Annotated in this window: 13 protein-coding genes; 11 read left to right on the top strand and 2 right to left on the bottom strand. The window is 49.9% G+C overall.

Features of this window, described 5'->3' with window-relative positions:
• Window positions 1–71: 71 nt before the first annotated feature.
• Window positions 72–1280: a hypothetical protein gene (locus tag B5D63_RS04150; protein ID WP_143312756.1), complete on the bottom strand. Its 1209-nt coding sequence runs from the start codon at window positions 1278–1280 to the stop codon at window positions 72–74.
• A gap of 312 nt (window positions 1281–1592) precedes the next feature.
• Between B5D63_RS04150 and B5D63_RS04145 the strand changes: the two genes are divergently transcribed.
• The 11 genes from B5D63_RS04145 (at window position 1593) to B5D63_RS04095 (ending at window position 13135) form a co-directional block, all read left to right on the top strand.
• A complete protein-coding gene (locus tag B5D63_RS04145; RefSeq protein ID WP_078667484.1) occupies window positions 1593–2303 on the top strand; it encodes an alpha/beta hydrolase in 711 nt (236 codons plus the stop codon).
• Between the two features lie 197 nt (window positions 2304–2500).
• Window positions 2501–3133 (top strand): hydrolase, encoded by a 633-nt coding sequence (locus B5D63_RS04140; RefSeq protein ID WP_078667483.1) that lies wholly within the window; start codon window positions 2501–2503, stop codon window positions 3131–3133.
• A gap of 25 nt (window positions 3134–3158) precedes the next feature.
• Window positions 3159–4550 (top strand): alginate export family protein, encoded by a 1392-nt coding sequence (locus B5D63_RS04135; protein WP_200816908.1) that lies wholly within the window; start codon window positions 3159–3161, stop codon window positions 4548–4550.
• 16 nt (window positions 4551–4566) lie between these two features.
• Window positions 4567–5316 carry a M17 family peptidase N-terminal domain-containing protein gene (locus tag B5D63_RS04130; RefSeq protein ID WP_078667481.1) on the top strand — a complete coding sequence of 250 codons (750 nt, stop codon included), beginning with the start codon at window positions 4567–4569 and terminating at the stop codon, window positions 5314–5316.
• A gap of 12 nt (window positions 5317–5328) precedes the next feature.
• Window positions 5329–7209 carry an amidohydrolase gene (locus B5D63_RS04125; protein ID WP_078667480.1) on the top strand — a complete coding sequence of 627 codons (1881 nt, stop codon included), beginning with the start codon at window positions 5329–5331 and terminating at the stop codon, window positions 7207–7209.
• A gap of 10 nt (window positions 7210–7219) precedes the next feature.
• Complete coding sequence (locus B5D63_RS04120) at window positions 7220–7651, top strand: DoxX family protein (protein WP_078667479.1); 432 nt, start codon at window positions 7220–7222, stop codon at window positions 7649–7651.
• An 11-nt stretch (window positions 7652–7662) separates the two neighbouring features.
• A complete protein-coding gene (locus B5D63_RS04115; protein WP_078667478.1) occupies window positions 7663–8136 on the top strand; it encodes a Dps family protein in 474 nt (157 codons plus the stop codon).
• Between the two features lie 26 nt (window positions 8137–8162).
• Window positions 8163–8855: a YoaK family protein gene (locus B5D63_RS04110; protein WP_078667477.1), complete on the top strand. Its 693-nt coding sequence runs from the start codon at window positions 8163–8165 to the stop codon at window positions 8853–8855.
• 3 nt (window positions 8856–8858) lie between these two features.
• A complete protein-coding gene (locus tag B5D63_RS04105; RefSeq protein ID WP_078667476.1) occupies window positions 8859–11117 on the top strand; it encodes a tetratricopeptide repeat-containing sensor histidine kinase in 2259 nt (752 codons plus the stop codon).
• Between the two features lie 9 nt (window positions 11118–11126).
• The gene (locus B5D63_RS04100; RefSeq protein ID WP_078667475.1) at window positions 11127–12494 is read left to right on the top strand and encodes a sigma-54-dependent transcriptional regulator; all 1368 of its coding nucleotides are present in this window, start codon (window positions 11127–11129) and stop codon (window positions 12492–12494) included.
• Between the two features lie 8 nt (window positions 12495–12502).
• A complete protein-coding gene (locus B5D63_RS04095; RefSeq protein WP_078667474.1) occupies window positions 12503–13135 on the top strand; it encodes a TMEM175 family protein in 633 nt (210 codons plus the stop codon).
• Here the strand turns inward: B5D63_RS04095 and B5D63_RS35560 are convergent.
• Complete coding sequence (locus B5D63_RS35560) at window positions 13132–14745, bottom strand: sigma-54-dependent Fis family transcriptional regulator (protein WP_078667473.1); 1614 nt, start codon at window positions 14743–14745, stop codon at window positions 13132–13134. The genes B5D63_RS04095 and B5D63_RS35560 overlap by 4 nt on opposite strands.
• Window positions 14746–14834 lie beyond the last annotated feature (89 nt).

Below are 14834 nucleotides of genomic sequence, written 5' to 3'. Positions count from 1 at the left end.
GAATGCAACCGGAGACGTGTCCGGCATCCTCTCCAGACCGGTAATAACAGGAGACAAAGCGATAGCTATTCCTATTCTTCCCCGGTGAAGAGGCCACGCGAACGCCAGTACGCAAAAGTATCCTCAGACATACCGCAGGCGCGCAACAGGCTGATGGTATCATCGTCGCTTAAACTCCAGTCTACCGCATAAACGAAAAAATGATCGTCCAAAGGTATCTTACCGGAAAAACGGGAAGCAGTCAGATGCCTGGCTACCTGGTGCATCATTCCGTCAGCAACATCATATTGTTCACTGCGAAGTGTTTCGTCTGTGAATGCCTTTAATAACCGGGCGTGGGCGGCATCATCCACTGTAATATATTCGCCGTCAGAGAAAAGCATCGCCTGCATCAGCTCCTCTCCTTCCAATTCCCCGGCCAACCGCCGCTGTTCTTCCGCAGTCAGTAACTTTACGAGCGGATGATAATTATCTGCTGCCCGGTAATTGAGCTCTATAATGGTCAGCGGTTCCCCGATACCCTGCGCCAGCAAACCCGCCGTCACCGCATCGGCGATCTGTATAGAAAGTTCATCTGCCAGGTCCGCCAATGTCTTGCCTTCGGGCGCCTTTACATAATCGAACATCACATGGCCGCCGTCATCTACTCTCGAAATCTCTTGTAATTCACCCTTTTCGTTATAAACATATTGCTGTTCGGACAGGTACTCGCCGATACCCGGCACGATGGACAAACGTTTTGTCCCTGCAATACGCCCCTCTTCATACCGGTATTTTTCCACCTCTAAAATCAGTGCGTGGTTTTGTATCAGTTGTGGCACCATGACGGCCGGAGCGAGTGTTGCATAGGCAGGGCCTAACTGAAGCCCGTTGATCATGCACGACTGGTACCCTGCCACTCTTCCTGCCTCCATATATACCCGCTGTGCTTTTACAGGTGTGCTTTCATTCCTGTTAAATTCAACGTACAACGCCCCCTCTTCACTATAGTGAAAATAACCTTCCCACGCTACCTGGTTATGCTGATGTTCATAAAACAGGTAACAAGGCCGGCCTTTCTTATCCAGTCCATATTTATACCCGGTGTCTTCCGTTGGTTCCGGAAACACCTCTTCGTCAGGCGTTATCTGCCTGCCGTCATAGTTATTCAGTTGGTAACATTCGTTCCGGGCATACACATACCGCACTGCCGCTGCTTTAGCCTGCTCTACCCTGTCTATTCCCCCGAAAGCGGCTATCCACCTTTGAAGTATGTCTTCTTTTAATTCTGTCAGCTGCATATGTTTTTTTTCTGAAGATCGGATAATTTTGTTCAACTTCCCCTCCGACCATTGTTACATTTTTGCATTAAAAAAATTTAATCTCTCTCATCCGGCAAAAGGCCTGCAGCTCCGCATGTTACTTTCGTGGGCAGCACAGATAATCCCGGTTTTCACCATCAACGGAAAAACCAGGACAGCTTTTCCAGTGTTAATATCCCAAAAAGGGAAATAATTACAACACACCGGGTAATCCGTCTAATAACCACGCAGCGCTTTCGTTGCACCTTTGTATTGTTAACACGAAAACAAAAAAATCAAACAAAAATCATTATGAAAAATCAGTCAAACCTCCCCGCAGTAAAAAACATCGTATTGGTACATGGCGCGTTCGCAGACGGCTCCGGCTACAAAGGCGTATATGAAACCCTTACCCAACAAGGGTACCAGGTAACTGTGGTACAAAATCCCCTGACTTCTTTGAAGGACGATGTGACCGCTACCCATCTGGCGTTGGACGCACAAGATGGCCCGGCCATTCTCGCCGGCCACTCATGGGGAGGCGCCGTTATCACTGAAGCCGGCAATCACCCTAAGGTAGCGGGACTGGTATACATCGCGGCCTTCCAGCCGGACAACAACGAAACAGCCTTGCAGTGGTTCCAATCCGCTCCGCCAGCACCGGAAAACGGTATATTACCTCCCAACGAAAAAGGTATTGTTTATTATGACAAAGCGAAATACCATGCCGGTTTCTGTGCCGATCTGAAGGAGGAAGATGCCGCTTTTATGTACGCCTCGCAGGGCGCCTTCTACGGTGAGTGTTTCCTCTCTCCTATCAGCGAAGCCGCCTGGAGGACCAAGCCCTCTTTCGGCATCGTGGCCACGGAAGACAAAAGCATCCATCCCGATATCCAGCGGCAGATGTACAAACGCTCCAATACACAGGTCACCGAGATCCAGGGCAGCCATGTTGTGTTCATGTCCCAGCCGCAAAAAGTAGCTGCTGTTATTGCCGAAGCCGCCGAAGCAGTATCCCGTTAATCATCATGCGCGTGATAAGCAAAACCCCCGTTTACGGCAGCCGTAAACGGGGGTTTCTGTAAGCACTTTATACATCCTGTCATAATTTTACGAAATAACGTAACCCCCACAGCATCTTAAAAAAACACAACCAACTAACTATCAGCAACTTACAATTAGGCATCTGAATTGACTCCCTGGCGCAAACTTTTAAAAAAATGAAACCATCATCCAACTTATTGTCTCCCGACAATCATGCGCTGGTCCTGATCGATTTTGAAGGCCAAATGGGCTTTGCCACTAAAAGTATTGCATTGAGTGAACTCAGGACCAATACTGCTGTTGTTGCAGGCGCCTCTAAAATTTTCAACGTGCCGACAATTGTCACCACTGTCGCTGAAGAATCTTTCTCCGGCCCTGTCTTCCCTGAGATCGAAGAATTTTACCCGCAGGCTACTTCCGGGTATATCGACCGTACTTCCATGAATACCTGGGAAGATGAAGCTGCCTACAAAGCCATCACAGGAAAGGGCAAAAAGAAACTGGTCATGGCCGGACTGTGGACTGGCGTATGCATCGTAGGACCCGCCCTCTCCGCACTCGAAGAAGGTTATGATGTGTACGTGATCACCGACGCCTGTGGTGATGTGAGCCCTGAAGCACACGATCGCTCCGTACAAAGAATGATACATGCCGGCGTAAAACCTATGACCGCCATTCAATACCTGCTCGAACTGCAACGCGACTGGGCACGTCAGGATACTTATAAGGCTGTAACTGACCTGATGAAAAAATACGGCGGCGCCTATGGCATCGGTATCCACTATGCCCACCACATGCTGAAACACTAAACCATTCCTTTAAAAACTGCTCCAATTGCCAATAAAACGCCTTTCCCGTCTTATTCGTTTAGCCGTTCTGGTCACTATTTGTCTTTCTTCCGCCGTCAGGGTGAAAGGGCAAAGCTTTAAACTGATGCGCTTTGATGAAGACTATTCAGGACTGAAAGATTCCACCCGGAACTTCTACCGGAAAATAAAATACACCAGCCTGTCAAAAGACGGGAGCGCCTACATCTCTTTCGGCGGAAGCGCCAGAATGGAGTATGTTGATTTTAACAACGAAGACTGGGGAAGGCTGGGCATTGGGCGCAATGTTTTTTTGCTGCAACGTTATGACCTGCACGCAGATCTCCATCTGCATGAACGGTTCAGGATTTTCACACAGCTCAGAAGCGCCTGGGAAACCGGAAGGGACAATGGTCCCCGTCCTATCGATGAAGACCATCTTAATATACAAAACCTCTTCATCGATGCTGCTATCATCAGAAGAAAAGACCAGCAACTGGTCCTTCGCGCCGGCAGGCAGGAACTGGATTATGGCAGCGGCAGACTGATCTCCGTAAGAGAAGGACCTAACCTCCGGCTGTATTTCGACGGGGCCAAACTGATGTACACCACTCCGCGATGGAGCGTCGACGGATTTGCGATGATGGCTGATACCACCTACACCGGCGCTTTTGACAATAAACGCAGCAAGCAGGTCAACCTCTGGGGATTGTATAGCAAAATTATTCTTCCCGCCTTTCCTAATATCGACTTGTATTACATCGGTATTAAGCGCGACCGCTCTACGTTTGAAGAAGGCATCCATAAAGAATTGCGGCATACAGCAGGCACCCGGATATGGCGCTATGGTGGCGGTTTCATTTACAACCTGGAAGCCGCCTGGCAGTTCGGTTCTTTTGGAGATGGTCGCATCAACGCCTGGACGGCGTCCGTGGAAGCGGGCTACCTGTTTGAACACCTGCCCGGTAGTCCGGCGATCAGCCTGCGGAATGATTACATCTCAGGAGACAGACAAAAAGGAGACGGTCATCTTCAGTCTTTCAATCCACTCTATCCCAAAGGCGGATACTTCGGCTTCAGTCCACAGATCGGTCCTGTTAACCTGATAGATTTACACCCCTATGCCACTATCAATATTGGTAAGAAGATAATGGCACAGGCGGATGTGGTACTCAATTGGCGCTATTCATTACAGGATGGTGTTTACAGACCCGGCGGAGGATTTAACGTCGCCGGATCAACATCTGCAGAAAGACATATTGGCACGGCCTGGCTCGCGAGCTTCATGTACAGTTTGAACAAATTTATCTCGTTGAACTGTGGCTTTCAATATTTCAAAGCAGGTGCCTTTATCAGGGATATAACACCTGCTTCAAAGGATGGCCTGTTTATCAACACCAGGATCAGTCTCAAATTCTAGCATAAAACAATACACCATGAATAAAATATTCACTACCCGATGTCAGCGGGCATTCGTTCTTTGCATGAGCGTTTCGGTCTTTTTGTTGTATTCCGTTGCATTATCAGGCCAGCAGACCGACAGCCCCGCTAAAACCACGCCCATAGGCACGTCAAAAGTATGGGGCAAAGCAGAGGGCATATCCATTATTGGGTTAGTACAAGGTCCTTCCGCTGCTGTAGCGCCTTTACAGGTCGCCTGTGTATTTGAATATACCGAAGGCGACATTTTTCAGGCTCCTGCGCTACCAGCCGCTCTTAATGGAATGGTGCATCTCGACGAAGCGCTCAGGGGACAGATCACTGAATTAAGAAAGAGTGGAAAGTTCGAAGGACATTACCTGGAAACACTATTGATCACTCCGCCCAAAGGCGCCATAAAAGCGCCGAAACTATTGTTGATCGGTCTGGGTGACCGTCATCAATTTAATGCAGACATGATGATCAATGTTGGCGCTGTGGCCCTGCGTGAAGCGACCCGGCTCGGCGTATCCGGCTTTGCCTTTGCCAGCGACATCAAAGATGCGGGCGTCGATGCTCCCACGGCATTGGTAGCTGCCAATGTTACCAAAGGGATCATCAATGCCTGGCGCACACAACGCTACCTGCAAAAGCAACACCTTTCCCCTGTAAAGTCCATGAACCAGGCCACATTGCTGGCCGGGCCGGCATTTTTTGAAATAGCAGGAGAAGGTATCAGGGAAGCCATTGCATCTTTTAACAACTAAAACACCGCCATCATGAATAAAAAAGCAGATCTCGTGCTATATAACGGCAAGATACATACCGTGGATCCATCTAATCCCCGCGCCACAGCCGTTGCCATCAACGAGGGCCGGTTCGTGGCCGTGGGTGATGACCAGATCATCCTTCAGCAATATGGCGCAGCAGGAACAGTACAAATAGACCTTAAAGGAAAACGGGTAATCCCCGGACTCAACGACTCCCACATCCACCTCATTCGCGGAGGGCTGAATTACAATCTCGAACTGAGATGGGACGGCGTTCCTTCCCTCGCCGACGCTTTGGCTATGCTGAAAAAACAAGTGGCCGTCACACCACCACCCCAATGGGTAAGAGTAGTAGGCGGATGGACCGAACATCAGTTTGCAGAAAAGAGGATGCCCACACTCGATGAGCTCAACACCATTGCCCCGGACACGCCGGTCTTCATCATGCACCTGTATGATCGTGCATTCCTGAACCGCGCGGCCCTGCGGGCTGTAGGTTTCACCAAAGACACACCGGCACCTCCCGGCGGTATCATAGAAAGGGACCGCAAAGGAGAACCTACAGGGCTGCTCCTTGCCAGTCCCAACGCAATGATACTATATTCCACACTGGCAAAAGGACCCAGGCTTTCTCACGAGCACCAGGTCAACTCTACCCGTCACTTTATGACAGAGCTGAACAGGTTTGGTATTACCAGTGTGATTGACGCCGGTGGTGGCTTTCAGAACTACCCGGACGACTACCAGGTGATCAGCGAACTTCACCAGAAACAACAGTTGACCGTACGCATTGCGTACAATCTCTTTACACAAAGGCCCAAACAGGAACTGGAAGATTTTAAAAACTGGACCAGCACGGTGAAAGTCCATCAGGGTGACGACATGTACCGGCACAACGGTGCAGGTGAAATGCTTGTATTTTCAGCCGCCGATTTTGAAGATTTTCTACAGCCCCGGCCCGATCTGCCGGAAACTATGGAAGCCGAACTCGAGAAAGTGGTACGTCATCTCGTGGAAAACCGCTGGCCATTCCGGTTACACGCCACCTACAATGAAAGTATCACCCGCTTCCTCGATGTTTTCGAAAAAGTGAACAGGGATATTCCATTCGACGGACTACACTGGATATTTGACCATGCTGAAACCATCGATGAGCGGAACATTGACCGGGTGAAGGCCCTTGGCGGCGGTATCGCTATCCAGAGCCGGATGGCTTTCCAGGGAGAATACTTTACTGATCGCTACGGCAAGACAGCGGCCGCGCATACGCCACCGGTGAAAAGGATGCTGCAGGCAGGCGTGCCGGTAGGCGCCGGCACAGACGCCACCCGCGTCAGCAGCTATAATCCGTGGATAGCCCTCTACTGGTTGTCCGCCGGCAAAACAGCAGGCGGCATGCAGCTTTATGACGACGCCACCAGGCTGAGCAGAGAAACCGCTCTCGAATTATACACCCGGGGCAGCGCCTGGTTCTCTGATGAACAGCACCTTAAAGGGTGTATCAAAACAGGCCAGCTGGCAGACCTGGCGGTGTTGGACGCCGACTATTTTACCATACAGGAAGAAGACATCAAACACATAGCGTCCATTCTGACGATCGTAGGCGGGAAAATCGTGTATGGCAGCGACGAGTTTAAGTCCTACTCTCCCCCTGCTATTCCCGTGCTGCCCGAATGGTCGCCGGTCAACCAGTTTGGAGGTTATTATTCTCCGGCCAAAGGCAGCCCGGTAAAAAACAATCCGGCCGCCATTGCCAGTCAGGTACACTGCTGCGCCGGAAGCTGCGACGTACATGGGCACGATCACAATATAGCCAGGCTGAACCCTCTGCCGGTCAATAACTACAGCGCTTTCTGGGGTGTTTTCGGATGCTCCTGTTTTGCTTTTTAAAATGTTTGATATGAATGAGATCATCCGCCATCTCCTGTACTCGGATGCCGGGAGCGCCATCAATAACTATACATTGCTGGCTTTCCGGGTATTGCTCGCTTTTGAACTGTTCCGTGTACATGGCATGAAAAAATTCCGTTTGCAAAACGGGCAAAAGGAGCATGTCCCCAATCCGCTGCATCTGCCCGAAAAGCTGAATGGGCTTGTAGCTGCATTCGCCGACACCGTAGTGCCCTTCCTGATGGCACTGGGACTATTTACCCGCCTGGCGATACTGCCTACCATCAGTGTAACCGCCATCGGCTATTTTATTGTGCATCGGAAAGACAGTCCTGAAGTACGGGACGTGCCCTATATGTACACGCTGTCCCTTTTGTTGCTGCTGCTATTGGGTCCTGGCAGCTATTCCATAGACGTACAATTTTTATATCACCTTTTCTAAATCATCAACACATGCAAGCCAATATCGGCATCGAACAAAAACATCTGGCCGCGGTATCCCATTCATTGGGTAAAATAATGGCAGATGAATTTTTACTGTATACCAAAACAAGGAAGGCGCACTGGTGCGTGACGGGGTCCGACTTTCACAGCAAACATATTTTCTTTGAAAGTCAGTACCAGCAACTGGAAGAAATCATCGACGGTCTGGCAGAACGTATCCGCACGCTGGGGCATTTTCCACCGGCCACGCTCAAAGAATTTCTGGCCCTGACCCACCTCACAGAAATGACGAGAGAGAAAAACGACGGTACCGGGTTTATCAAAGATCTGCTGCACGATCACGAAAGTATCCTGATTCATCTCCGGGAGAACATTAACCATTATGGTACTGCCCTCCATGATGCCGGCACCAGTGATTACATCACAGGGCTGATGGAAATACATGAGAAAATGGCCTGGATGCTCCGGGCTCACCTGGAGTAAATTGTTCATCTAAACAAACAACCGGTATGACAGAACAAAAACATAGTATTAACTGGGTCACTTTCCTGCTGGCGTGGGTGGCAGGCTATTGCGACACCGCGACTTTCGTGTCCGGCGATTCCATTTTTTCCGCGCATGTTACCGGCAACTTCATTGTATTCGCAGCACAGGTATCCGCCGGAAGTACCAGTGGCACGGCATGGATCAAGCTAATCACTTTTCCCGTATTTATAGTGGCTGTCATGGCGGGTGGATGGCTGGCGGAAAAAACAGTAAAAAAATACCGCATTTTACTGGCAGAAGGCCTAATTTTGACGGCCTGCGGAATCGCTGCTTTTTTCCTGCCGATATTAACATCTCTGGAAGAAAAACCGGTAACCTATCTTATCGTTATGGTCACAGTATTGGGAATGGGCCTACAGAACGCCTTCGGGAAGCTCTTTGCCAGGGAAACACATGGCCCTACCACTATGATGACAGGCAATGTCACACAAGCCGCGCTGGACCTGGGCAACATTATCAGGAATGGCTGGCAGGGCAACGAAATATCGGTATCGGGGCTAAAAAAACAAGCTGTCACCATCGGCGGGTTCCTGGCCGGCTGTATCATCGGCGCACTCGTTGCCCGGTGGGCGGGACTGAGCGCTATTATTATACCCGGCGTAGCCATCGTGATCTGTTACCTGCAGGGAGAAATGTCCGCGCAAAAAGAAGAATAACCAATGTTTCAATGTATGATCAATTCCCGGCAGCAGCTATTGCTGCTGATTTACCTGCTGATGCCGGCAGCAATATTAGCCCAGGCTGATACAGACACCGGCAAAGCCGGTGAACTGCTGAGGAATGGTAAAGCCGATACCGCCACCATTCACAGAATGTTGCGCGTGGGTGAAGCATTCCTCGACAAGCCGGAGTCCCGGGAAGAAGACATGAACATGGGCTTTCGCATGGCTGAGGAAATGGAAAGCCGTAGCCGGAAAATCAACTATCTCAGGGGCCTTGGCCTAAGTAAACTATTGCGGGCCAAGGCCTTCCGGGAATCCGGCCAGGCAGAAAAGGGTAGAACAAGCAGCGAACAGGCATTGCAACTGTTGACACAGGTTGGTACAGCAAAAGAAAAGGCACAGGCCATTATTGAATTAGGAGGCACTTACTCCAACAATGCCAAAGATCTGCCCCGAAAAATTGCGTTATATCAACAAGGGGCGGACATCTTTCTGGAAAACGGAGATGAATTGTCCGCGGCGCAATTAAAAGAGTTTATCGGCGACCTGTTACAGGTAAACGGGAACTACACCGATGCCGAGCAAGTATTGCAGGAAGCCCTTTCCATTTACAAAAAGAAGGGATATGAACGGCTACAGGGCCTGTATTCCATTCTGGGAGAAGCGTATCACGGTTCAAACAACTTTGTGCAATCACTTCGCTACAACTTGCTGGCGGTGGAAACAGCAGAAAAGATGAACGAACAGGGGCCGCTGATGACAACGATTTATAACCGGGTTGGTTTGAATTATTACAGCGTACATTATTATGACCAGGCATTCGATTATTTTGATAAAGCGCTTGCACACGCAAGATATCTTCGGGACACGGGCACTGTCAGGACCCTGTTATTAAACATGTCTGATGCACTGCGCCACCGCGGAGAATACAGCAGAAGCCTGGATACGCTGTCCGCCACCGGGAAACTCGGCCCTATCACCGAGAGCGACCAAATGGTACAGGCAAACATCAGCTACCTGAAAAACTATATGGCTTTAGACGCCTGGCAGAAAGCGGCTCCTCACTATGAATACCTGAAAAAAATACCGGAAGACGACCACGAAGACAAAGGAGTTGTTCAGGCCGTGCGCCTGGCAATTGCCGGCTATTTGCAGGCAGCAGGCCAGTTTAGCAAAGCGGAGAAATACGTCAGGGATTATCAGCGCGGCATGAAGGAAGCCCCCGGCGGGCTTGTACGACAATCGGAAGGAGAATATCTTGCCTTCCGGGCCGACTCTGCGACAGGCAACCTGGCCTCGGCCATCACCCACTACCAACGCTTTAAACAGCTATCGGATTCCGTCACCGGCACGAACCAAAGCAAACAGCTCGATGTACTCCGGTTACAGTTTGAAACAGAAAGAAAAGACAAAGACATAGAGCTGCTCACCCAGAAAAGCAAACTGCAGGAAATTTCCCTGCAGAAAGGAAGAGTGTTCCGAAACGTGATCATGGGTGGTATTGCCATGCTGCTGCTCATCCTGGCTTTGTTGTACAACAGATACCGGCTGAAGAAGCGGAACGCCTTCCGGCTGGAAAAACAACGGGAAGCCATCAATGCACAGAATGAACTGCTGAAAAAACTGGTGGATGAAAAAGAGTGGCTGCTCAAAGAAATACACCACCGCGTAAAAAATAATCTCCAGATTATCATCAGCCTGCTGAACACTCAATCCCGCTATCTCGACAATGCAGATGCCCTTGCAGCCATCAAAAACAGCCAGCACCGGATGTATGCCATGTCGCTGATCCATCAGCGGCTCTATCATACCGACAACCTCGGCGCCATTGATATGCACTGGTATATCCGGGAACTGACAGGCTTTATGCAGGAGAGTTTTGACACCGATTCAAAGATCACTTTCCGCATTAACAGCGAAGCTATTCAGGCAGACGTGGTACAGGCAGTTCCATTGGGACTGATCCTGAACGAAGCTGTCAGCAACGCCATTAAATACGCATTTCCCGGCGACAGGCGCGGCGTAGTGGAAATAACATTCAAAAAAAACGGGGCACAATATTACCTGCTGTCTATCGCCGACGACGGTATCGGGCTACGCGACGCCTTTTTACCGGAGGAATCAGGCTCGCTGGGCATGAGCCTGATGAAAGGACTGGCAGAACAACTGGAAGGCTCTTTCCACCTTAATAGTACCGCTAACGGCGTAACCATACAGGTACTTTTTTCAGCAAAATCCATCCATCCGACAACCTAAAAAAAAGCTATGGCCGACAAAGAAAAAATACTGATCGTCGAAGATGAATTCATTGTGGGCAACGACCTTAAAATGACACTGGTCAAAGGCGGTTACGATGTCTGCGGAATCGCCGCGTCTGTGGAACAAGCCAGGTTATTGATTGCGCAACAGCAGCCGGACTGGGTACTGCTGGATATCATTCTCAAAACGCCAACCAGTGGCATTGAGCTGGGGAAAGAACTTCAACGGCTCCGTATCCCTTTTCTGTATATTTCCGCCAATACCAACCAGCAGACGTTGGAAGCCGCCAAAGCAACCCAACCCTATGGCTTCCTGGTAAAACCCTTCCGGGAACGGGACCTTTTTGTGATGCTCGACATCGCCCGTTACCGCTACGGTGCAGAAACAGGGATCATAAAAGAGGAACGACTGTCATCGGCCGCGGAGACCGTCCTCGATCCGAACATTGTCGGTAACAGCAGCAGTATGAAAAAAGCGCAGGAACAGGCGGGAATCGTTGCCCCAACCAACACTTCTGTCCTGCTGCTGGGAGAAAGCGGCACCGGCAAAGAACGTTTTGCGCAGGCTATCCACAAAAACTCCCACAGAAAAAATAAACCTTTTGTTACTGTCAACTGCGCGGCACTGCCGGTTTCCCTGCTGGAATCAGAGCTATTCGGCCATGAGCGGGGAGCCTTTACGGGCGCCGTCCAAAAGCGTGCTGGTAAATTTGAACAGGCGCACGGTGGCACCCTTTTTCTGGACGAGATCGGTGAGCTGCCGTTGGAAGCGCAGGTGAAACTGCTTCGTACCCTGCAGGAAAAAGAAATAGAAAAACTGGGCGGAGGCCCGCTGATCAAGGTAGATGTTCGCGTCATCGCTGCTACGAACAGAAACCTGGAGAAAGAAGTTGCCGAAGGAAGATTCCGGCTCGACTTATACTACCGGCTCAACGTATTCCCCATTGCGTTACCCCCACTGCGCGAACACAAAGAAGATATTACGCCGTTAACCCTTCATTTTCTAAAAAAGTTCTCCACCAATGCCGGCAAAAAAATGACTGGTATCAGTGACGCAGCACTGCAAACGCTACTGCAACATGACTGGCCCGGCAATGTCCGTGAGCTGGAACATGTGATAGAACGACATTTTATCCTGGCGGAGGGAGAACAGATCAACACCATAGATATCCCCGTCAACCAGCTGCCGGTCCTCGCTGCCGAAGAAAAACTGGAAACGATGGAAGAGATGGAAAGAGCCCATATCCTGAAAGTGCTGAAAGCCTGCAACGGCCGTGTATCCGGCAGCATGGGCGCAGCCGCCGTCCTCTGCATATCAGCGCAGACGCTGTACTCGAAGATGAAAAAACTGGGTATAAAAACCACTTACAAATAATCAGCCAGATGGAAAAAGAAACGGCAAGAATAGAAGGCTTCAGCGATGGTGTATTTGCGATCGCTATCACCCTGCTGGTACTGGACCTGCGTATCCCCGCTACTGAAAACAACGAACCGCAGACACTGGTTCACAGCCTGCTGACGCAATGGCCGTCGTTCCTGGCTTTTAGCCTGTCTTTTTTCAGCATCTTCATTATGTGGGTCAACCATCACAAGATGTTTAAGCAGATCTACCGGCGCAACACCCTGTTGATGTTTGCCAACGGGCTCATATTATTTCTGGCTACCTGTATCTCCTACCCCACCGCGTTGCTGGCGAGGTATTATGGCACTCCTTCCGCTACGGCGGCCGTAGCTGTATACACCGGGCTGTTTGTGCTGATTAACCTTGCGTTTAACTTACTATGGTCTACCGCCAGCCGTAACAGAAAACTGCTACGGCCAGCCATCAGCGATGCGGCCGTCAGAAAAATCGGCAGAAACTATCAATACGGCTTACCGGTGCATTTGTCAGCATTCCTGCTTTCCTTTTGCTGGGCCGGCGGTGCCTTGATATTATGCGTCGCGCTTTGGACCTACTGGGCTTTTACCTCCGGCAGGCTGGACCTGCCCGATGAAAAACCCGTCAACGTACCTTAACCGTTTTCTTTCCCGCTATCAATAAAATGTTCTTTCCTGATGCCCAGTTTTTGCATTTTAGAGATAAGCGTGGTAGACGGCAGCTGCAATTTAGCGGCGGCGCCGGCAGCGCCGGATATCCTGCCATTCGACAACCTGACCATTTTGAGAATATGTTCCCGTTCAACGTCCGCCAATGACCGCACCTGCGTTTCCGCGTCTGGTCGGGAGAAAAGCATGGTATTTTTAGATGGCAAACTAACCTCCGTGATAATGCCGGCGGAAGTGAGCAATACAGTTCTTTCTATCAGGTGCTCCAGCTCCCGGATATTGCCCGGCCATGAATAAGCCTTTAATTTCTGTAACGCCTTGGGTGCAATGCCTGTGATCTTCCTCCCGCTGCCAACGGCATACTTTTCGATAAAAAAAGATACCAGCGCGGGAATGTCTTCCCTGCGTTCCCGCAGTGGCGGAAGCGTAATGGGGAATACACACAGACGATAATAAAGGTCGCTGCGAAAGCGGCCGGCGACGATCTCTTCTTCCAGGTTCTTGTTGGTAGCGGCAACAATACGTACATTGACTTTCATCACCGCTTTTCCCCCAATCCTTTCAATTTCCTTTTCCTGTAACGCCCGTAATAACTTTGCCTGCATTTCCGGCGGCAACTCTCCGATTTCGTCCAGGAAAAGCGTACTGTTGTCGGCCAGTTCAAACTTACCAATCCTCTTATCCAATGCGCCGGTGAAACTGCCTTTTTCATGACCAAATAACTCGCTTTCCAGCAGGTTAGCCGGAATGGCAGCACAATTTACTTTGATCATGAGCTTGTCGCGTCGCGGAGAACTATCATGTATCTGGTGTGCGATCAGTTCCTTTCCCGTTCCTGTTTCTCCGAGGATTAATACAGTGGCGTCGGAAGCCGCTACTTTTTCTACCAGTTCATATACGTTACGTATGGCTGCAGAGCGGCCCACAGTCTTGTCTGCCGGTAGCCGGTCTTTTTTCCGTTCCTCCTTCAGGTAACGATTTTCCTGCTCCAGTTGTATTTTATACTGCCGTATTTCCTCCAACTGCAACTCCACTTTTTCGTTGGCGAGGATATTGGACACTCCTGTTCCCAACTGATCCGCTATGCTGGTAAAAAAACCATACCGGCGCTTTGTAAATACACCTGCTTTCAACGCATAGAGATACAACACGCCCTTAGGCTCCTTGCCGTTGCAGACCCTGATCAGCATCATCTCCTTCACCCCGGAATTATACCAGTGAATGACATAGGCAGGAACATTTTTTTGGCGTATGAGACTTCTCAAATCAAACACCACCGGCTCCTCCCGGTCGATAGCCTTGTTAAATATGCCATCATGAACAGGATGTTTCAGATGCATCACCGGGTTTTCGCCGGTAACAGTCCTTATCTTTTTTTCCGCGCTGTAAAGGAAGGGGGAATGAGTGACCGCATCTTCATTGATCAGGCAAAGCGTGTAATAACTGGCGCCGATATTTTCCAGCAGCTGTTCATTGACAATCTCCCAGAGATCAGAACGATGCCTGGCCGCAGCGATTGCTTTGGAAAAACAAAGCAGGGTTTCAAATTCATCTTTTTTGCGGGAAATATCTGTGTTCATGATGCAATAATACAAAAGCGCTTATAAAAATTACGATATTTCGTAAAAAAGCAAATGCCACAAAAGACATTTATTATTGATAATCAACA

It is taken from the genome of Chitinophaga eiseniae, assembly GCF_900167135.1.
GTDB classification, from domain to species: Bacteria; Bacteroidota; Bacteroidia; order Chitinophagales; family Chitinophagaceae; genus Chitinophaga; species Chitinophaga eiseniae.
Note: the sequence above shows the minus strand (reverse complement) of the source record. Positions and strands in the feature narration are given on the sequence as shown.